Source organism: Mycobacterium sp. NTMscope_MAC_12 (assembly GCF_976985675.1).
Genome location: NZ_CDRJYY010000001.1, coordinates 773,422 through 791,263 on the forward strand (window position 1 = coordinate 773,422; position 17,842 = coordinate 791,263).

Annotated in this window: 20 protein-coding genes; 11 read left to right on the forward strand and 9 right to left on the reverse strand. The window is 69.1% G+C overall.

Going from position 1 to position 17,842, the window contains the following annotated elements:
* Window positions 1-185 precede the first annotated feature (185 nt).
* Together AC0KS4_RS03780 and AC0KS4_RS03785 are read left to right on the forward strand one after the other, a co-directional pair.
* The gene (locus AC0KS4_RS03780) at window positions 186-1,334 is read left to right on the forward strand and encodes a thiolase family protein (RefSeq protein WP_225328134.1); all 1,149 of its coding nucleotides are present in this window, start codon (window positions 186-188) and stop codon (window positions 1,332-1,334) included.
* Window positions 1,331-2,122, forward strand: a complete 792-nt coding sequence (locus tag AC0KS4_RS03785; RefSeq protein WP_225328135.1) for a crotonase/enoyl-CoA hydratase family protein — start codon at window positions 1,331-1,333, stop codon at window positions 2,120-2,122. Before AC0KS4_RS03780 ends, AC0KS4_RS03785 begins: the two co-directional genes overlap by 4 nt.
* Before the next feature lie 80 nt (window positions 2,123-2,202).
* Here the strand turns inward: AC0KS4_RS03785 and AC0KS4_RS03790 are convergent, their stop codons facing one another.
* The 3 genes from AC0KS4_RS03790 to AC0KS4_RS03800 are packed head-to-tail and all read right to left on the reverse strand — an operon-like array spanning window position 2,203 to window position 4,819.
* Complete coding sequence (locus AC0KS4_RS03790; RefSeq protein WP_225328136.1) at window positions 2,203-3,219, reverse strand: NAD(P)/FAD-dependent oxidoreductase; 1,017 nt, start codon at window positions 3,217-3,219, stop codon at window positions 2,203-2,205.
* Window positions 3,216-3,716, reverse strand: a complete 501-nt coding sequence (locus tag AC0KS4_RS03795; protein ID WP_225328137.1) for an isoprenylcysteine carboxyl methyltransferase family protein — start codon at window positions 3,714-3,716, stop codon at window positions 3,216-3,218. The genes AC0KS4_RS03790 and AC0KS4_RS03795 overlap by 4 nt, the downstream gene beginning before the upstream one ends.
* Window positions 3,717-3,736: 20 nt before the next feature.
* Entirely contained in the window at window positions 3,737-4,819 is a 1,083-nt protein-coding gene (locus tag AC0KS4_RS03800; RefSeq protein WP_238958152.1) for a type III polyketide synthase, read from the reverse strand.
* A gap of 91 nt (window positions 4,820-4,910) precedes the next feature.
* On the opposite strand from AC0KS4_RS03800, the gene AC0KS4_RS03805 reads away from it, so the two are divergent.
* Window positions 4,911-6,059 carry an NAD(P)H-binding protein gene (locus tag AC0KS4_RS03805; protein WP_225328139.1) on the forward strand — a complete coding sequence of 383 codons (1,149 nt, stop codon included), beginning with the start codon at window positions 4,911-4,913 and terminating at the stop codon, window positions 6,057-6,059.
* Window positions 6,056-6,778: a CPBP family intramembrane glutamic endopeptidase gene (locus AC0KS4_RS03810; RefSeq protein WP_225328140.1), complete on the forward strand. Its 723-nt coding sequence runs from the start codon at window positions 6,056-6,058 to the stop codon at window positions 6,776-6,778. The genes AC0KS4_RS03805 and AC0KS4_RS03810 overlap by 4 nt, the downstream gene beginning before the upstream one ends.
* Window position 6,779: 1 nt before the next feature.
* On the opposite strand, the gene AC0KS4_RS03815 is transcribed toward AC0KS4_RS03810, so the two are convergent.
* Together AC0KS4_RS03815 and AC0KS4_RS03820 are read right to left on the reverse strand one after the other, a co-directional pair.
* A complete protein-coding gene (locus AC0KS4_RS03815; RefSeq protein WP_225328141.1) occupies window positions 6,780-8,144 on the reverse strand; it encodes a DUF2867 domain-containing protein in 1,365 nt (454 codons plus the stop codon).
* A gap of 95 nt (window positions 8,145-8,239) precedes the next feature.
* Entirely contained in the window at window positions 8,240-9,052 is an 813-nt protein-coding gene (locus AC0KS4_RS03820; protein ID WP_225328142.1) for an enoyl-CoA hydratase, read from the reverse strand.
* Window positions 9,053-9,172: 120 nt separating this feature from the next.
* On the opposite strand from AC0KS4_RS03820, the gene AC0KS4_RS03825 reads away from it, so the two are divergent.
* Window positions 9,173-10,255: a CaiB/BaiF CoA transferase family protein gene (locus AC0KS4_RS03825; RefSeq protein WP_225328143.1), complete on the forward strand. Its 1,083-nt coding sequence runs from the start codon at window positions 9,173-9,175 to the stop codon at window positions 10,253-10,255.
* A 49-nt stretch (window positions 10,256-10,304) separates the two neighbouring features.
* On the forward strand, window positions 10,305-11,069 hold the full coding sequence (locus tag AC0KS4_RS03830; RefSeq protein ID WP_238958151.1) for a 3-hydroxyacyl-CoA dehydrogenase: 765 nt from the start codon (window positions 10,305-10,307) through the stop codon (window positions 11,067-11,069).
* A gap of 156 nt (window positions 11,070-11,225) precedes the next feature.
* Here AC0KS4_RS03830 and AC0KS4_RS03835 read toward each other — a convergent pair whose 3' ends face one another.
* Complete coding sequence (locus AC0KS4_RS03835) at window positions 11,226-11,348, reverse strand: hypothetical protein (RefSeq protein ID WP_003878506.1); 123 nt, start codon at window positions 11,346-11,348, stop codon at window positions 11,226-11,228.
* A gap of 313 nt (window positions 11,349-11,661) precedes the next feature.
* Between AC0KS4_RS03835 and AC0KS4_RS03840 the strand changes: the two genes are divergently transcribed.
* Window positions 11,662-13,998 carry an MMPL family transporter gene (locus AC0KS4_RS03840; RefSeq protein WP_238958150.1) on the forward strand — a complete coding sequence of 779 codons (2,337 nt, stop codon included), beginning with the start codon at window positions 11,662-11,664 and terminating at the stop codon, window positions 13,996-13,998.
* 65 nt (window positions 13,999-14,063) lie between these two features.
* Window positions 14,064-14,696, forward strand: coding sequence for a class I SAM-dependent methyltransferase (locus tag AC0KS4_RS03845; RefSeq protein ID WP_225328146.1), 633 nt, complete (start codon window positions 14,064-14,066; stop codon window positions 14,694-14,696).
* 9 nt (window positions 14,697-14,705) lie between these two features.
* On the opposite strand, the gene AC0KS4_RS03850 is transcribed toward AC0KS4_RS03845, so the two are convergent.
* On the reverse strand, window positions 14,706-15,419 hold the full coding sequence (locus AC0KS4_RS03850; RefSeq protein WP_238958149.1) for an NAD-dependent deacylase: 714 nt from the start codon (window positions 15,417-15,419) through the stop codon (window positions 14,706-14,708).
* A gap of 37 nt (window positions 15,420-15,456) precedes the next feature.
* Between AC0KS4_RS03850 and AC0KS4_RS03855 the strand changes: the two genes are divergently transcribed.
* Window positions 15,457-15,822, forward strand: coding sequence for a GntR family transcriptional regulator (locus AC0KS4_RS03855; protein ID WP_008254464.1), 366 nt, complete (start codon window positions 15,457-15,459; stop codon window positions 15,820-15,822).
* A 55-nt stretch (window positions 15,823-15,877) separates the two neighbouring features.
* Here AC0KS4_RS03855 and AC0KS4_RS03860 read toward each other — a convergent pair whose 3' ends face one another.
* Window positions 15,878-16,399 carry a DUF1697 domain-containing protein gene (locus AC0KS4_RS03860; protein WP_238958148.1) on the reverse strand — a complete coding sequence of 174 codons (522 nt, stop codon included), beginning with the start codon at window positions 16,397-16,399 and terminating at the stop codon, window positions 15,878-15,880.
* A gap of 75 nt (window positions 16,400-16,474) precedes the next feature.
* Between AC0KS4_RS03860 and AC0KS4_RS03865 the strand changes: the two genes are divergently transcribed.
* Window positions 16,475-16,918, forward strand: a complete 444-nt coding sequence (locus AC0KS4_RS03865; RefSeq protein WP_225328149.1) for a PPOX class F420-dependent oxidoreductase — start codon at window positions 16,475-16,477, stop codon at window positions 16,916-16,918.
* 48 nt (window positions 16,919-16,966) lie between these two features.
* Complete coding sequence (locus tag AC0KS4_RS03870; protein ID WP_225328150.1) at window positions 16,967-17,191, forward strand: DUF5302 domain-containing protein; 225 nt, start codon at window positions 16,967-16,969, stop codon at window positions 17,189-17,191.
* Window positions 17,192-17,223: 32 nt separating this feature from the next.
* Here the strand turns inward: AC0KS4_RS03870 and AC0KS4_RS03875 are convergent, their stop codons facing one another.
* Complete coding sequence (locus AC0KS4_RS03875) at window positions 17,224-17,757, reverse strand: nuclear transport factor 2 family protein (RefSeq protein ID WP_238958147.1); 534 nt, start codon at window positions 17,755-17,757, stop codon at window positions 17,224-17,226.
* Window positions 17,758-17,842 lie beyond the last annotated feature (85 nt).

Consider the following 17,842-nt stretch of genomic DNA (forward strand, 5'->3'; position numbering starts at 1 on the left):
TGCCGGCCTGCTTTACGTGGCTTTCGAATCCGCTCGCACATGCGGTAGCGCGTGCGACGGCGTAGTTGGTCACCTCGGTCGATACGGGGGAGAAGCACCCCGGGGTTCGCCCTCCCAACCCCTTGGTTGACAATCGAGGCAAGACTCAACTCTTTCGAAGTCCACGTGTCAAAGGAGACAAGACCATGGCTGAAGCCGTCATCGTCGAGGCAGTGCGTTCACCGATCGGGAAGCGCAACGGCGGATTGTCCGGGCTGCACCCGGCGGATCTGTCCGCGCAGGTGCTCAACGGCCTGGTCGACAGGGCCGGCGTCGATCCGGGCATCGTCGACGACGTCATCTGGGGCTGCGTCATGCAGGCCGGCGAGCAGGCCCTCGACATCGGCCGCACCGCGCTGCTGACCGCCGGCTGGCCCGAGACCGTCCCCGGCGTGACCGTCGACCGCCAGTGCGGGTCCAGCCAGCAGTCCATCCACTTCGCGGCCGCCGGGGTGATCGCCGGGCACTACGACGTCGTCGTCGCCGGCGGCGTCGAGTCGATGTCGCGCACCCCGATGGGGGCGTCGCTGGCCAACGGGGGCAGGCCGTACTCCCAGGCCTTCCTGGATCGCTACGAAGGCCAGATCCCCAACCAGGGCATCGGCGCCGAGATGATCGCCGAGAAGTGGGGCTTCGACCGCACCGCGCTCGACGAATTCTCGTTGGCCTCGCACGAAAAGGCCGCGGCCGCACAGGATTCCGGCGCCTTCGACGGCCAGATCGTCGGCATCAAGGATCAGGACGGCAACGTCGTCCTCAAGGACGAGGGCATCCGCCGCGGCACGCCGATGGAGAAGATGGCCTCGCTGAAGCCGGCGTTCAAGGAGGACGGCGTGATCCACGCCGGCAACTCGTCGCAGATCTCCGATGGTTCGGCGGCGCTGCTTTTCATGTCGGCCGAGAAGGCCAAGGAGCTGGGCCTCAAACCGATCGCCAAGGTGCACACCGCGTCGCTGGCCGGGGCCGACCCGGTGATCATGCTGACCGCGCCCATCCCGGCGACGCAGAAGGTGCTGAAGAAATCCGGGCTGTCCATCGACGACATCGGCGCCTACGAGGTCAACGAGGCGTTCGCGCCCGTCCCGCTGGCGTGGCTCAAGGACATTGGCGCCGACGAGAAGAAGCTCAACCCCAACGGCGGCGCCATCGCGCTGGGCCACCCGCTCGGCGGATCGGGCGCCCGGATCATGACCACCCTGCTGTATCACATGCGGGACAAGGGGATTCGCTACGGTCTGCAGACCATGTGCGAGGGCGGCGGCCAGGCCAACGCCACCATCGTGGAACTGTTGTGACGGAAGCGCCCGGCGCCCTGGCGGAACGCCGGGGCAACGTGATGGTGATAACCATCAACCGGCCGGAGGCCCGCAACGCGGTCAACGCCGCGGTCAGCATCGGCGTCGGGGATGCGCTGGAAGCGGCGCAACACGATCCCGAGGTGCGGGCGGTGGTGCTCACCGGCGCAGGCGACAAGTCGTTCTGCGCCGGCGCCGACCTCAAGGCGATCGCTCGCCGCGAAAACCTTTACCACCCCGACCATCCCGAGTGGGGTTTCGCCGGCTACGTCCACCACTTCATCGACAAGCCGACCATCGCGGCGGTGAACGGGACCGCCCTGGGCGGCGGCACCGAGCTGGCGCTGGCCAGTGATTTGGTGGTGGCCGACGAGCGGGCCCAGTTCGGGCTCCCCGAGGTCAAACGCGGGCTGATCGCCGCCGCCGGTGGCGTTTTCCGCATCGCGCAGCAGCTGCCCCGCAAGGTGGCGATGCAGCTGCTGCTGACCGGTGATCCGCTCACCGCGGCCGCCGCCTGCGAGTGGGGGTTGATCAACGAGGTCGCCCCGCAGGGATCGGTGCTGGACGCCGCGCTGGCGCTGGCCGCGCGGGTCACCGTCAACGCGCCGCTGTCGGTGCAGGCCAGCAAGCGGGTCGCCTACGGCGTCGACGACGGGGTCGTCGTCGACGACGAGCCGGGTTGGGAACGCACCGTGCGCGAGATGCGGGTCCTGATCCGCTCCGAGGACGCCAAGGAGGGACCACTGGCGTTCGCCGAGAAGCGGGACCCGGTCTGGAAGGCGCGTTAAAAGGCGCGAGCAGACACAGATCGCACGCGAACTGCCCGCACAACGCGATTCTGCGTCTGCTCGCGCTTCAAAGCCCCGTGTCAGTGCGCAAGGATGTTCACCCCGCGCCGAAACACGCCGGGTAGCAGCGTGCACGCCGGCACGACGGCGCGCCGCACCGCGGGCGGCGTGCTGGCCAGCACCAGCCCGCGGGTGAGCAACCGGTAGTCGCGGGTGATCCGGTGCCACGCCTTCTCGTACGAGGCGGGAGTCTCGTCGGCGATGGCCTCGACGGCCGCGGCGGCCTGCTTGAGGGCGAGGCTGATGCCCTCGCCGGTCAGGGCGTCCTCATAACCGGCGGCGTCGCCGACCAGCAGGACGCGGCCCGCGACGCGCCGCGAGACCACCTGGCGCAGGGGGCCGCAGCCGCGGGGCTGCCCGGCGCCGGCGCCGTCCAGCTGCCGGGCCAGCCGCGGGAACCAGGCCAGGTCGGGCCGTCCACGAGACAGGATCGCCACGCCGACCAGATCGGGCTCGACCGGCGTCACGTACGCCTCGCCCCAGCGCGACCAGTGCACCTCGACGAAGTCGGTCCACGCCGGCACCCGGTAGTGCCAGCGCACGCCGTAGCGTCGCGGTGTCCCCGCGCTCGCCGCGATGCCGACGGCCCGCCGGACCTGAGAATGCAGGCCGTCGGCCGCCACCAACCATTTCGCGCGCACCCCGGCGGCCGAGACGCCGTGCGCATCCTGCCGGACGCCGGTCACCCGCGTGCGGATCCAGTCGGTGTCTTGCTCTTTGGCGCGCGCGGCCAGCGCCGCGTGCAACGTCGTGCGACGCACGCCGCGCCCGGGCCCCCCGCGAAACCGAGCCTGGGCCCGCCGTTGTTCGCTCACATAGGCGATGCCGTGAAACGGCATGCCCACCGGGTCGACGCCCAGCGCGGTCAGTTCGGCCAGTCCGCCGGGCATCAGCCCCTCGCCGCACGCCTTGTCGATGGGGCTCTCGCGCGGCTCGGCCACGATCACCGAAAGTCCAAGGCGTCGAGCGTGTAACGCCGTGGCCAGGCCGCCCGGACCGCCGCCGACGATCAGCAGGTCCGCGTCGTAATCGCTCATGTGTAACCCAGAGCCGAGTTCTCCACCTGCAGACGCACCTTCAGCAACGCGGCGTTGGCCAGGGTGAAGATGGCCGCGGTCAGCCACGCCGTGTGCACCAACGGCAGCGCCAACCCTTCCGCCACCACTGCAACATAGTTCGGATGGTGCAGCCAGCGGTAGGGACCTCGTCGCACCAGCGGGGCCGCCGGCAGCACGATCACCCGGGTGTTCCACCGCCGGCCCAGCGTCGTGATGCACCACCAGCGCAGCGCCTGACTGGCCGCCACCACCGCCAGCATCGGCCAGCCCAGCCAACCGATGAAGGGCCGGTGCAGCGCCCACGGTTCGACGAGGCAGCCGACCAGCAGCGCGGTGTGGATGACCACCATCACCGGGTAGTGCGATCGACCAAACTCCTTGGCGCCCTGGGTAAACGACCATCGCGCGTTGCGGGTGGACACCACCAGCTCGGCGACGCGCTCGACCCCGACGGCCAGCACCAGCAGGTAATACATGGATACAGTCTTTACCAGCCCTACCAGGCCAGCAGCACCAGCTCGGAGCAAAACGCCGGCCCCATCGCGATCATCAGGCCGATCGAGCCCGGTGGCGGCGGATCGGCCATGTTGGCCGCGAGCACGTCGAGCACCGAGACCGACGACAGGTTGCCGTTCTCCCGCAACGACTTTCGCGTGCGGTCGAGGGCGTCCGCGGGCAGGTCCAACACGCTCTCGACGGCCTCGATCACCCGCGGCCCGCCCGGGTGGCAGACCCAGGTTGTGACGTCGTGCGGGCGCAACCCGTGATCGGCGAGGAATTCGCGGACGTCATCGCCCAGGTATTTCTCGGCGATGGTGGCGATGTCGGCGGAGAGCACGATGCGGAATCCGTCCCCGCCGATCTTCCAGCCCATGACGTCTTCGGTGTCGGGATAGATCCGGCTACGGGTGGCCAGCACCCGCGGGCCGGTGTGTTCGGCGCCGGTGCGCTGGGCGCCTTCGCTGATCACCACGGCCGCGCCGTCGCCGAAAAGGCTGGTGGCGACCAGGTTGGCGACCGACGTGTCGTCGCGCTGGATGGTCAGCGAGCACAGTTCGACCGCGAGCAGCGCGGCCGTGTGGTCGGGGAAGGCGCGCAGATAGTCGTGCATGCGCGCCACCCCGGCCGCGCCGGCGACGCAGCCCAGCCCGAACAGCGGGACGCGTTTGACGTCGGGCCGCAGCCCGACCCGCGTCGCCAAGCGGGCCTCCAGCGTCGGAACGGCGAGGCCGGTGACCGTCGTCGAAAACACGATGTCGAGTTCCGACGGCTTCACCTTGGCGTCGTCCAGGGCCGCCACCAGCGCCTGCTCGCCCAGGTCGAGCGCCACGTCGAGATAGGCGTCGTTGGCCTCGGTGAAGCCGTTCAGCTCGCGGTAGCGGGGCAGCCGCAACGCGGTGTTGCGGAATTCGACGCCGCTGCTGAGGCCGAAGCGGCGAAAATCGGGGCCGGCGATGTCGGTCAGCGCGCGGATGGCCTCGTGTTGCGTATAGCGGTTGGGCGGGAACTTCACCGCCACGCCGGCGATGGACGGATATTTCACCGCGACGTCCGCGGTGCCCCCAGTGAACTTCTTCATGCACCCGGGAACGATGCCGCCGCCGCACCGGTTCAAATCCGTCTTTGCGTCGCGCGGGCCAGGGGCCTGGTCGTCGGGCTAGGGTCGGGGTATGCGGGTTCTGGTCACCGGTGCCACCGGCTATGTGGGATCACGACTGGTCACGGCGCTGCTGCAAAACCGGCACCAGGTTGCGGCCGCAACTCGAAACCCGTTGCGTCTCAAGCGCTTCGGCTGGTTCGACGACATCACGCCGGTGACCCTCGACGCCGCTGACCCGGATTCGCTGCGAGCCGCCTTCGCCGGCTGCGGCCCCGTTGACGTGGTGTATTACCTGGTGCACGGCATCGGTCAGCCCGGTTTCCGCGACGCGGACAAGTCCGCGGCTGCCAACCTCGCGACCGCGGCCCGCGACGCCGGGGTGCGCCGCATCGTCTACCTGGGCGGTTTCGTGCCCGCCGACGAGGCCTTGTCCGAGCACTTGACCAGCCGGGCCGAGGTGGCCGAGGCGCTCACCGTCCCCGACGGCCCGGAGCTCGTGTGGCTGGGCGCGGCGATGATCATCGGTGCCGGCTCGACGTCGTTCGAGATGATGCGCTACGTGGGAGATCGCTTCCCGGTCATCCCGATTCCGAGCTGGATGGACAACCCGATCGACCCGATCTCGATCCGCGACGTCCTGCACTACCTCGTCGCCGCGGCCGATCCCGACCGGGTGCCGGCCGGGGCATATGACATCTCCGGGCCCGAAACCACGTCCTACCGCCGGCTACTCAAGACCTATGCCCGCATCTCCGGGCGATGGCATACCGGCTTGTCGGTCGGCAGGGTCGACACGACGCTGGCCTCGCTGATCACCGGCGTCGCCCTGCCGGTGCCCCCGGGCCTGGCCGGGGACCTCGTCCAGTCGCTCGACCACCCGATGGTGGCGTCCGTCAGCGACCTGCGCGACCGGGTGCCCGATCCGCCCGGCGGCCTGCTCGGCATCGACGACGCCATCGCGCTGGCCCTGGCCGGCCGGTCGAATCAGCGGCCGCGCCCCGTCAATGCCCTGGCCGATCCGCACGACCTCGCCAACACCGATGCCGCCTGGGCCGGTGGCGACGCGCGGCGCATCCGGCAACTCGCCCAGCGCGTCACACCCCCCATCGTGCGGCCGACCCTGGGGCTGGTGAACAGGGTCCCCGGTCCGGTTGCCGGAGCGCTTCGCACCGGCCTCGACGTTCTGATCGCCCTGACCCCGAAGGTGCGTCCCGCATGAGCCAGTCAACGACCCCCTACCACAGCAGCGCCTTCGCCGAGTTGCGCCGCGCCGTCACCAATGTTGCTGTGCCGCACCATGAATCGCCGTCCGTGGTGCGGCGGCGCCGCGTCATCGTCGCGATCACGCTGGTGGTCGGCGCGGCGGTGCTGGGGTACTCGTTGCGGCGCCATCCGGGGGAGGCCAGCTTCTACTGGCTGACCCTGGCGCTCGCGGCGGTGTGGACCGCCGGTGCGCTGGTCTCCGGTCCGTTGCACCTGGGCGGCATCTGCTGGCGGGGCCGCAACCAGCGGCCGGTCATCACCGGAACGACCGTCGGCCTGCTCGTCGGTGGCGCGTTCGTCGTGGGCGGGCTGATCGCCCGAGAGATCCCGGCCGTCTCCGAGCTGATCACCCGGGTGCTGCTCTTCGCCCATCAAGGCTCTTTCGTGTTGGTGGTGCTGATCACCGTGATCAACGGCGTCGCCGAGGAGCTGTTCTTCCGTGGCGCGCTCTACACCGCGCTGGGCCGGTATCACCCGGTGTTGATCTCCACGCTGCTCTACACCGCCGCGACCATGGCCAGCGGCAACCCCATGCTGGGATTCGCCGCGATCATCCTCGGGACGGTGTGCGCGCTGGAGCGCCGGGCCAGCGGCGGCGTGCTGGCGCCGGTGCTGACCCACGTCGGCTGGGGGCTGATCATGGTGCTGGCCCTGCCGCCCATGTTCGGCGTCTGAGTCAGGCCGACGAGACGACGTTGTGCGCCAGAGCGCGCAGGGCGGCGACCCGCAGCGGCCACACCGTGAGCCGGTACATCCGGCCAGCGACGCCGCGCGGCACGAAGATCACCCGTTGCGTGTACCGGCTGCCGCCGCCGTCCGGCCGCACGGTGATCTCCAGCCAGGCCCGGCCTACTCGACCCGGCATGGAGTGCAGCCGCAGCCTGGCGCCGGGATCGCTTTCCTCCACGCCCCAGCCCGACAGCGGCAGGCGTCGCTGCCAGCGGCGCGCGGCTGTCGCGGCGCGGGCCGCCGACCATACGTCGGCGGGCGCGGCGGCGGCGGTCGCGGTCTGCACGCTGGTGTAGACGATCTCGCCGGCCCAGTCGGGGTCGCTGGGCAGCGGCTCGGCCGGCTCGGACCGCAGCGACGACCAGCTGGCATCGGGGAGGCCGCGCTTTGCGCGCTGCAGCGCCAACTCGACCGCGCGGCGGTATCCGGTGAGTCCGTCCGGTGGCGGCTCGATGATCATGTCGATATCGGAATCACGCGCCACCGCATCGCATTCCAGCGACTCGATCAGTGGCCGCGCCAGGCCGGACGGAATCGGGGTCACCAGCCCCACCCAGAGGCTGGCGATCGCCGGGGTCAGAAACGGCAGTACGAACAGGTAGCGGTTGCCCAGCCCGGCGACCTCGGCGTAGACCCGCATCATGTCCCCGTACTCCAACACGTCGGGTCCACCGATGTCCCAAGTTCGTGACTTCGGGACCGGGGCGCTCGAAACAGAAGCCGCCGCGGCCAGGTAGTACAGCACGTCGCGCACCGCGATCGGCTGGATTCTGTTGTGCACCCACTTCGGCGTGGTCATCACGGGCAACCGGTCGGTGAGGTGCCGGATCATTTCGAACGATGCCGATCCCGAGCCGATGACCACCCCGGCCTGCAGCACCACGGTCTCGATGCCGGAGTCGATGAGGGCCTCCCCGACGGCTTTGCGCGACGCGAGATGTGGTGAGAGGTCGGTGTTTTCCGGATGCAGTCCACTCAGATACACGATCCGACGCACCCCGGTGCGCCGTGCGGCGGTCACCACATTGCGGGCGGCGCGGGTCTCCTCGGCGGCGAAGTCTTTCGAACTTCCCATCGAGTGGACCAGGTAGTACACCACGTCGATTCCGTCGAACGCGGCGATCAGGGAATCGACGTCACCGAGGTCACCGCGCGCCACCTCCGCGTGCCGGCGCCATGGCGCCTGCGCCAGCTTGTCGGGGTTGCGCGCCAAGGCCCGTACGTGATGACCGTCCTCGAGCAGCCGGGGCACCAGGCGCCCGCCGATGTAGCCGGTCGCGCCGGTCACCAAGCACCGCACGGGTTCGGGCATCGATCCTCCGTCGCTCGTCAGCCATTGGGGTCTTACGAGGAGGATTACCGCATCGACGCGGACTCAAGCGTTGCGCCGGGTCAGCGCAACGACATTCAGCGATCGGTGAAGTTCGGCGTGCGGCGCTGCTGGAAGGCCGTTGCGCCCTCGACGAAGTCGGGGGACTTCAGCAGCACCGACTGTCCGTCGAATTCCCGCTGCAGCGCGGGATCCAATTCGGTGAGCGTGGCCGCGTTGATCGCCAGCTTGGTCTTCGCGAAGGCGACGGCCGGGCCGCCCAACAACCGCGCGATCACCTTGTCCACCTCGGCCTCGAAGTCGTCGGCCGGATAAACCGCGGTGACCAGCCCCCAGGACAGTGCGTCGGCGGCGGTCAACCGTTCGGGAAGCAACGCCATCTGCATGGCCCGGATCCGGCCGATCGCGGCCGCGATCAACGCCGATGCGCCGCCGTCGGGCATCAACCCGATCTTGGTGAAGGCGAGCATGAAAAACGCGCTCTCCGAAGCCAATACGACGTCACAGGCCAGGGCGATGGAAACACCGACCCCGGCCGCGGGTCCCTGGACGGCCGCGACCACCGGGTGGGGCAGCGCGGCGATCGCGCGCACCAGCCGGTTGATCTCGAGGATGATCTCGTCCGGCGGGACGGCGCCCCCGCCGGACACGTCGTCGGCGCTGATGCCCGCGCCGGAGCTGAAGCCGCGTCCGGCGCCGCCGATCCGCACCACCTTGACCTCGGGGTCGGTCGCCGCGTACTCCATCGCGTCGGCGATCCCGGTGATCACCGGAATGGTCAGCGAATTCAGGCTGTCGGGCCGATTGATGGTCACCGAGAACACGCCGTCGGACAGCGTGACGTCGAGGCCTGCGACTGGGGCGAGGGTGGCGATCGCGGATGAAGGCATGGGCTCACCATAAGTGACCGGGCTGCGCGGGCCGCGGGCACGGCTGCGAAGATGTCGAACGACCGGTTGTTTGAGCACGAACGGTCAATGTCGTCGGAGCGGACGAAAGGTCGGTGGATCATGGCTGGACCGTTGAAGGGACTGCGCGTCGTCGAGTTGGCCGGCATCGGGCCGGGCCCACACGCCGCGATGATCCTGGGGGACTTGGGCGCCGACGTGGTGCGCATCGACCGCCCGTCGTCCGGTCCGGGCGGTGTGGCAAAGGACGCCATGATGCGTAACCGCCGCGTGGTGACCGCCGATCTGAAGTCCGACGAAGGCCGCGGCCTCGTCCTCAAACTGATCGCCAAGGCCGACGTGCTGATCGAGGGCTACCGCCCGGGCGTCACCGAGCGGCTCGGCCTCGGCCCCGAAGACTGCGCGAAGGTCAACGACCGCCTGGTCTACGCCCGGATGACCGGCTGGGGCCAGACCGGTCCGCGCAGCCAGCAGGCCGGCCACGACATCAACTACATCTCGCTCAACGGCATCCTGCACTCCATCGGCCGGGTGAACGAACGGCCCGTCCCGCCGCTGAACCTCGTCGGGGACTTCGGCGGGGGCTCGATGTTCCTGCTGCTGGGCATCCTGTCCGCGCTGTGGGAGCGGCAGACCTCCGGCAAGGGGCAGGTTGTCGACGCGGCGATGGTGGACGGCTCGAGCGTGCTGGTCCAGATGATGTGGCAGATGCGGTCGTCGGGCATGTGGACCGACGCGCGCGGCACCAACCTGCTCGACGGCGGCGCCCCCTACTACGACACCTACGAATGCGCCGACGGCCGCTACGTCGCGGTCGGCGCCATCGAGCCGCAGTTCTACGCCGCCATGCTCACCGGGCTGGGCCTGGACGGGGCGGACCTGCCCGGGCAGAACGACGTCGGCCGCTGGCCGGAACTACGCGCGGTGCTGACCGAGAAGTTCGCCAGCCAGGACCGTGACCACTGGGCCAAAGTGTTCGCCGACTCCGACGCGTGCGTGACGCCGGTGCTGGCTTTCGGTGAGGTGCAGACCGAGCCGCACATCACCGAGCGGGACACCTTCTACGAGGTCGACGGCGGCCTGCAGCCGCGGCCCGCGCCGCGGTTCTCCCGCACCGCGCCGGAGACACCGCGTCCCGCTGCGCCGGTGGCCGACGCCGAATCGGTACTCAACGACTGGGTATAGTCCCGACCAACCAGTTGGCTGGAATCGAGGGAAATAAGGAAGGACTCGCATGGAGATCAAAGACGCCGTCGCCGTCGTCACCGGGGGCGCCTCAGGGCTGGGCCTGGCCACCACCAAGCGGCTGCTCGACCGCGGCGCCCAGGTGGTCGTGATCGACCTGCGCGGCGAGGAAGCCGTCCGCGAGCTGGGCGACCGCGCCCGCTTCGTCGAGGCCGACGTCACCGACGAGGCCGCCGTCGGCAAGGCCTTGGACGCCGCCGAGTCGATGGGCACGCTGCGCATCAACGTCAACTGCGCGGGCATCGGCAACGCCATCAAGACGCTGTCCAAGGACGGCCCCTTCCCGCTGGACGGCTTCAAGAAGGTCATCGGCGTCAACCTGATCGGCACGTTCAACGTGCTGCGGCTGGCCGCCGAGCGCATCGCCAAGACCGAACCTATTGGGCCCGAAACGAGCCCAGAGCGCGGAGTCATCATCAACACCGCCTCGGTCGCCGCGTTCGAGGGCCAGATCGGCCAGGCCGCCTACTCGGCGTCCAAGGGCGGCGTGGTCGGCATGACGCTGCCGATCGCCCGCGACCTGTCGCGCGAGCTCATCCGCGTGGTGACCATCGCGCCCGGCCTGTTCAAGACCCCGCTGCTGGGTTCGCTGCCCGAGGAGGCGCAGGCCTCGTTGGGCAAGCAGGTGCCGCACCCGGCGCGGCTGGGCGACCCCGACGAGTACGGCGCGCTGGCCGTCCACATCGTCGAGAACCCGATGCTCAACGGCGAGGTCATCCGCCTCGATGGCGCCATTCGCATGGCGCCGCGCTAGCGGCGTACGCCCCTGCGAAAAACATCGACAAAACGAAAGCCCCCCGCATCGGCGGGGGGCTTTCGTGATAACCACGATTCGATGGTTACTTACGGAACCACCGACTGACGGAGGGTTCGGCCATTAACAGCCGTGCGAGCATGCTCATGTCGGGCCTCAGCTCGCCGCTTGCAGTTCGTCGAACTGCTCCGAGGTCTCGCCTTCCACCAGCACGTCGCCGTGGTAGAGGGCCTCGAAGTCGACCTTGATGACGTCGGCACTTGTGTCGTCGATCCACATGACACTGAGCGTATGGGCCACCATTAAGGAAACTTTGAGTCACGATTCGGAAAATGGTGGCAATTTACCGACGGGTAGGGTGGCCGCCATTTCCGCTGGGATTTGCGCCGTGAGCTGCTTACTTGCGACACATTTTTCTGGCCGGACTCTTACCGTCCCCGCGGTTTAAAAGCCGGCGTTGAACGGTCTGCGGGCCCTTTCACGTGCTTAGAGACAACACTGTTCGACGCGTGGACATTAGCGTTTGTTACGTTGTCGCGGACTAGCCAGCGGCCAGCGCAAAGGGGCACCGGCAGCGGAAGGGCTTGAAAAAATGCTGCAGAAAATCGCCCGGGTCGCCATCGCGGCGCCGCGCCGGATCATTGCGATAGGGCTGCTGGTTTTCATCGCCGCCGCCGTCTTCGGCATTCCCGTCGCCAAGAGCTTGTCTCCCGGCGGCTTCCAAGATCTGGACTCGGAGTCCGCCCGCGCCATCGACGTGTTGACCGACAAGTTCGGGCAGAGCGGTCAGCAGATGCTGATCCTGGTGACTTCCCCCGGCGGCACCCACAGCGAACAGGCCCGCACGGTGGGCACCGCCCTCGTCGACCAGTTGCAACGGTCCCCGCTGGTGTACAACGTCTCCTCGCCGTGGGCACGACCCCTCGCCGACGGCGCCCCGGGAGCGTCGGACGATCTGGTGAGCCGCGACGGCAAGTCGGGCCTCATCGTGGTCAACCTCAAAGGCGGCGAAAACTTCGTTCAGCACAACGCGCAGACCCTGGCGGACCAGTTCGTCCACGACCGTGATGGGGTGACCGTCCGCGCCGGCGGCGCGGCCATGCAGTACGCGCAGATCAACAAGCAGAACCAGGACGACCTGCTGGTGATGGAGATGATCGCGCTGCCGCTGAGCTTCGTGGTGCTGATCTGGGTGTTCGGTGGGCTGCTGGCCGCCGCGCTGCCGATGGCGTTGGGCGCGCTGGCCGTTGTCGGCTCGATGTCGGTGTTGCGCCTCGTCACCTTCACCACCGAGGTGTCGATCTTCGCCCTCAACCTCAGCACCGCCCTGGGCCTGGCGCTGGCCATCGACTACACCCTGCTCATCGTCAGCCGCTATCGCGACGAACGGGCCGACGGGCACGAGCGCGACGAAGCGCTCGTGCGGACCATGGCCACCTCCGGCCGCACGGTGCTGTTCTCCGCGGTCACCGTGGCGCTGTCGATGTCGGCGACGGTCGCGTTCCCGATGTACTTCCTCAAGTCGTTCGCCTACGCCGGGGTGGCCACCGTCGCCTTCGTCGCCACCGCCTCGATCGTGATCACCCCGGCCGCGATCGTGCTGCTGGGCGACCGGCTGGACGCGTTCAACGTGCGCCGGCTGCTGCGGCGGGCTCTCCGGCGACCCGAGCCGTCGCGCAAGCCCGTCGAGCAACTGTTCTGGTATCGGTCGAGCAAGTTCGTGATGCGCCGCTGGGCGCCGGTGGGCCTGGCCGTCGTGGGCCTGCTCCTGCTGCTCGGGCTGCCGTTCTTCTCGGTGAAGTGGGGGTTCCCGGACGACCGGGTGCTGCCGCGCTCGGCGTCGGCGCATCAGGTCGGTGACCGGCTGCGCAGCGATTTCGCCGACGATTCCGCGACGTCGGTGCCCGTCGTCATCGCCGATGCCTCCGGCCTGAATCCGGGGGACTTCGACGCCTACGCCGCCGCTCTTTCGCGGGTGCCCGACGTGGCGGCGGTGTTTGCGCCCGGGGGAACCTTCACGGGCGGAAACCGGATGGGGCCGCCGGCCGGGGCGACCGGGCTGGCCCACGGCAGCGCGTTCCTGACCGTCAGCAGCACGGCGCCACTGTTCTCCGCAGCGAACGACACCCAGCTCGCGCGGTTGCACGGCGTCCCCGGCCCGGCGGGCCGATCCGTCGAAATGGGTGGGGTGGCGCAGGTCAACCGCGACAGCGTCGACGCGGTGACCGAACGGCTTCCGCTGGTTCTCGGGCTGATGGCCGCGATCACCTTCGTGCTGCTGTTCCTGCTGACCGGCAGCGTGCTGCTGCCGGTCAAGGCGCTCGCCTGCAACTTCCTGTCGTTGACCGCGGCGTTCGGTGCGCTGGTGTGGATCTTCCAGGACGGCCATCTCGGCGCGCTTGGCACCACGCCGAGCGGGACGCTGGTGGCCAACATGCCGGTGCTGCTGTTCTGCATCGCCTTCGGGCTGTCGATGGATTACGAGGTTTTCCTGCTCTCCCGGATCCGCGAGTACTGGCTGGCGTCCGGCGCCGCCCGACCCGCCAAGCCGACCCCGAAGCAGGCCCACGCCGCCAACGACGAGAGCGTGGCTCTCGGCGTCGCCCGCACCGGCCGGGTCATCACCGCGGCCGCGCTGGTGATGTCGATGTCGTTCGCCGCGCTGATCGCCGCCCACGTCTCGTTCATGCGGATGTTCGGTCTGGGCCTGGTGCTGGCCGTTTTCGCCGACGCCACCCTGGTGCGGATGGTGGTCGTCCCGGCCTTCATGCACGTGATGGGCCGCTGGAACTGGTGGGCGCCCGGGCCCCTGGCGCGGCTGCACGACCGGTTCGGCATCAGCGAAGGCGAACAACCCGCACACCGCGAGCCCACTCCGGCGCCGGTCGCCGGGGCCGCGCTCGGGGAGCCGGTGCCCAATATCGGTTAACGGCGACCCATGCCGTCGCCGAACCCTATTCTGGGCCTCATCCGAGTCGGAAGGTTCACACACGTATGACAACGGCGGTCGACAACCCCTTCTTCGCGCGCGTCTGGCCCGTCGTCGCCAGCCATGAAGCCGAGGCGATCCGGGTCCTGCGACGGGAGAACCTGGCCGGCTTGTCCGGCCGGGTGTTGGAAGTCGGCGCGGGGATCGGGACGAACTTTCCGCACTATCCGGCCTCCGTCGACGAGGTGATCGCGGTGGAGCCCGAACCGCGGCTGGCGGCTCGGGCGCGCGCCGCGGCCGACGCGGCGCCGGCCCGCATCATCGTTTCCGGCGAGACGGCCGAAAGCCTCAGCGACGGGGAGCCATTCGACGCGGTGGTGTGCTCGCTGGTGCTGTGCTCGGTGCGCGACCCGGGCGCCGTGCTGCGGCGCCTGTACTCGTTACTGCGACCGGGTGGGGAACTGCGCTACCTCGAGCACATCGCCAGCGCCGGCGCGCGGGGCCGTTTTCAGCGTTTCGTCGATGCGACGTTGTGGCCCCGGCTATTCGGTAACTGCCACACCCATCGCGACACCGAACGCTCGATCGTCGAGGCGGGATTCGAAGTCGACACGTCGCGGCGGGAGTGGACGCTGCCGGCCTGGGCGCCGATGCCGGTTTCCGAGCTCCTGCTGGGCCGCGCGCGCCGGCCCGCCTGAGGGGCCCGCCTACTTGAGCAGTGCCGGCAGCCGCTGCAGCAGTCCGGGCAACGCCTGGCCGGCCGACTCGCGGATGCTGAGGGTGGCGTTGGCCGATAGCGGCGTGACTTCGGGATTGACCTCGATGACGGCGGCGCCGCGCGCCAGCGCCAGCTCCGCGAGCCCGGCCGCCGGATAGACGATCGCCGACGTCCCGACCACCACCATCACGTCGGCGGACTCGGTCGCCTCGAGGGCGCGCTGCCAGGGCTCGTCGGGCAATTGCTCACCGAACCACACGATGTCGGGCCGGATCAGGCCGCCGCATTGACACACCGGAGGCTCCACCTCCAGCGCCGGCTCGGCCATCTGCGGCAGCGCGCCGCTGTACGGCACAGCGCAACGCGCACAACGGAATTCGAAAAGGCTCCCGTGCAGGTGGTGGACGGAGTCGCTGCCCGCCCGCTCGTGCAGGTCGTCGACGTTCTGGGTGATCACGGTGACCTGGGCATCGTCTTGCCAGGCGGCGATGGCGCGATGACCCGCATTGGGTTGCACATCGGCGACCAGGTAGTGCCGCCACAGATACCAGCCCCAGACGCGCTGCGGGTTGTCGCGCCACCCTTGTGTGCTGGACAGCTCGTAGGGATCGAAGCGTGCCCACAACCCGTTCTTGTCATCGCGGAAGGTCGGCACACCGCTTTCCGCGGAGATCCCCGCGCCGCTGAGCACCGCTACGCGCATCCCACCAAGATAGCCGGAGCTGGGGGATACTGAACGGGTGGAACTGGGTGACTGGTTGCGGGTCGACGTGAAGGCGGGCAAGCCGTTGTTCGACCAGCTCAGGACGCAGGTGATCGACGGAGTCCGCGAGGGCGCGCTGCCGCCGGGCACCCGCCTGCCCACCGTGCGGGACCTGGCCGGCCAGCTCGGGGTCGCGGTCAACACCGTGGCTCGCGCCTACCGCGAGCTGGAAACCGCCGCCATCATCGAAACCCGGGGCCGCTTCGGCACATTCGTCGCCCGCTACGACCCGACCGACGCCGCGATGGCGGCCGCCGCCCGCGAGTACGTTCGGGTAGCGCGGGGACTCGGGTTGGACAAGGCCGATGCCCTGCGCTACATCGAATCGGTGCCCGACGAGTAAGCGGTATCGTCCGGCATCGAAAAGTGTTGGCGCACAGTCTGTGTGGTGCTGCCGCTCAGCGCAACACCTTGTCGAGCGTACGCAGGTTGCGCGTCGTGGTCGACGACTTGTAGCGGGCCTTGCCCATCGTCTTGCCGATGGTGCTGTCCAGGGTGGCGCCCTTGCGGACCTGCCAGTAGAGCACGCCGTCACCGCGGCTGATCCTCTCGTCCGGACCCGCGTCCTTGCCCAGCCCGGCGAGCTCGTCGAGCACCGCCTCATCGGCGACGAACGTGACGTAGGACTGGTAGCCGTCGGCGTCGCGCTCGAACGGATAGGCGGCGACCACGTCGCGCACGGTGCCGAGGTCATAGGCCAGCACCCAGGCGTCGTAGCCGAACCGTTCGCGCAACGCGGACTCGGCCTTCTTGCGCACCGCCGCCGCGCCGGCCGACGACTCCAGCAGGACGTTGCCGCTGGCCAAGACGGTTCGCACCGTGGTGAAGCCCGCGTCGGTCAGCGCGGCAGCCACCTCGGCCATCTTGAGGTTGACGCCCCCGACGTTCACGCCACGCAGAAACGCCGCGTACTCGGCCATGCCCCGATTCCACCAGCCCGGCCGCCAAACGGCCATCCCGGGCCGCCCGGGCGGCGCGCGACGTAGGCTTTCGTCATGGGACGCCAAGTCTTCGACGACAAGCTGCTGGCCTTGATAAGCGGACATTCCCTCGGGGTGCTGGCCACCATCAAGCGCGACGGGCGACCCCAGCTGTCGAACGTCAGCTACCACTTCGACCCGCGCAGCATGGCGATCCAGGTGTCGATCACCGAGCCGCGCGCCAAAACGCGCAACCTGCGCCGCGACCCGCGGGCGTCGATCCTGGTCGACGCCGACGACGGCTGGTCGTACGCCGTCGCCGAGGGCACTGCCGAACTGACGCCCCCGGCGGCCGCGCCCGGCGACAGCACCGTGGAGGCGTTGATTGCCTTGTACCGCAACATCGCCGGCGAACACCCGGATTGGGACGAATACCGTCAGGCGATGGTCACCGACCGGCGGGTGCTGCTGACGCTGCCGATCACCCACCTGTACGGCATGCCCCCGGGCATGCGGTAGCCGCGCCGGCCGCGGGCCCGCCCGGCAGACCGGGGCTAAGCTGCACCCATGGCTGAATCGAATGCCCGGCAGGGTTCAAAGTCGTCCAAATCTTCGGGGGCTTCTGAATCGCCCGGGTCGGACGAGGACACCAAGCGCAAGTTCCGCGAAGCCCTCGACCGCAAGATGGCGAAATCCTCGAACGCGTCCGACCACAAAGACGGCGCCGGCAAGCAGTCCCGGGCGCACGGCGCGGCGGGAAACCGCCGCGAATTCCGCCGCAAGAGCGGCTGACCCGAGAGTCGTTGGCAGACAGCCTGATTCGTTTATCCCCGGGGTGGGTAGAACAGGCCGACCGACGGGTCGTCTTGCCCCGGTCTGCCGCGTAGGCTTCCCCGCGTGCTGGGGTGTCCGAAGTTCACTTGGGACGGGTCGTTTTGGTATGCCCAGTCCGCCACGATGGTGCGTCGACTGAACTTCCAGCGCCCGTCGTGCTTGGTGTACTCGTCCAGGTACCGGCCGCCGATGACCACGTCGACGTCGTGCTCGGGGCCGGCGAAGGTGTGAAACACCAGGCAGTAAACCTCACCGCGGGCCGCCTCGCCCTCGATCACGAAGTTCGTCGTGGTGATGTTGTGTTGGGAGACACGCACATACGGCTCCGCGGCCTGCAACTGCGCGATGAACTGTTCGACACCGCCGGTCGAGAACGACCCGTGCGCGTCGGTCGCGTCGGGGTGATACAGGCCCCGGAGGCCGTCGTAATCGGCGCGGTCGACGGCCCGGCAATAGGAGGTGACGAGCGCGTGCAGTTCGTCGCGGGCCAGCATCAGCGCCAATCGGGCCTCATCCACCACCACGTCACGATAACTCGATGGTTAGGGTGCTGGTCATAGGCGCAATTTCGGTGGTTGGTGTCGCGCCAGGCGGTCTCGGTCGTAGGGT

Excerpts from the sequence above, each read along its gene's own strand:
- AC0KS4_RS03780 (WP_225328134.1), top strand. The coding sequence starts at position 186 with ATGGCTGAAGCCGTCATCGTCGAGGCAGTGCGTTCACCGATCGGGAAG.
- AC0KS4_RS03790 (WP_225328136.1), bottom strand. The coding sequence starts at position 3,219 with ATGAGCGATTACGACGCGGACCTGCTGATCGTCGGCGGCGGTCCGGGC.
- AC0KS4_RS03795 (WP_225328137.1), bottom strand. The coding sequence starts at position 3,716 with ATGTATTACCTGCTGGTGCTGGCCGTCGGGGTCGAGCGCGTCGCCGAG.
- AC0KS4_RS03800 (WP_238958152.1), bottom strand. The coding sequence starts at position 4,819 with ATGAAGAAGTTCACTGGGGGCACCGCGGACGTCGCGGTGAAATATCCG.
- AC0KS4_RS03805 (WP_225328139.1), top strand. The coding sequence starts at position 4,911 with ATGCGGGTTCTGGTCACCGGTGCCACCGGCTATGTGGGATCACGACTG.
- AC0KS4_RS03810 (WP_225328140.1), top strand. The coding sequence starts at position 6,056 with ATGAGCCAGTCAACGACCCCCTACCACAGCAGCGCCTTCGCCGAGTTG.
- AC0KS4_RS03815 (WP_225328141.1), bottom strand. The coding sequence starts at position 8,144 with ATGCCCGAACCCGTGCGGTGCTTGGTGACCGGCGCGACCGGCTACATC.
- AC0KS4_RS03820 (WP_225328142.1), bottom strand. The coding sequence starts at position 9,052 with ATGCCTTCATCCGCGATCGCCACCCTCGCCCCAGTCGCAGGCCTCGAC.
- AC0KS4_RS03825 (WP_225328143.1), top strand. The coding sequence starts at position 9,173 with ATGGCTGGACCGTTGAAGGGACTGCGCGTCGTCGAGTTGGCCGGCATC.
- AC0KS4_RS03830 (WP_238958151.1), top strand. The coding sequence starts at position 10,305 with ATGGAGATCAAAGACGCCGTCGCCGTCGTCACCGGGGGCGCCTCAGGG.
- AC0KS4_RS03835 (WP_003878506.1), bottom strand. The coding sequence starts at position 11,348 with ATGTGGATCGACGACACAAGTGCCGACGTCATCAAGGTCGACTTCGAG.
- AC0KS4_RS03840 (WP_238958150.1), top strand. The coding sequence starts at position 11,662 with ATGCTGCAGAAAATCGCCCGGGTCGCCATCGCGGCGCCGCGCCGGATC.
- AC0KS4_RS03845 (WP_225328146.1), top strand. The coding sequence starts at position 14,064 with ATGACAACGGCGGTCGACAACCCCTTCTTCGCGCGCGTCTGGCCCGTC.
- AC0KS4_RS03850 (WP_238958149.1), bottom strand. The coding sequence starts at position 15,419 with ATGCGCGTAGCGGTGCTCAGCGGCGCGGGGATCTCCGCGGAAAGCGGT.
- AC0KS4_RS03860 (WP_238958148.1), bottom strand. The coding sequence starts at position 16,399 with ATGGCCGAGTACGCGGCGTTTCTGCGTGGCGTGAACGTCGGGGGCGTC.
- AC0KS4_RS03865 (WP_225328149.1), top strand. The coding sequence starts at position 16,475 with ATGGGACGCCAAGTCTTCGACGACAAGCTGCTGGCCTTGATAAGCGGA.
- AC0KS4_RS03870 (WP_225328150.1), top strand. The coding sequence starts at position 16,967 with ATGGCTGAATCGAATGCCCGGCAGGGTTCAAAGTCGTCCAAATCTTCG.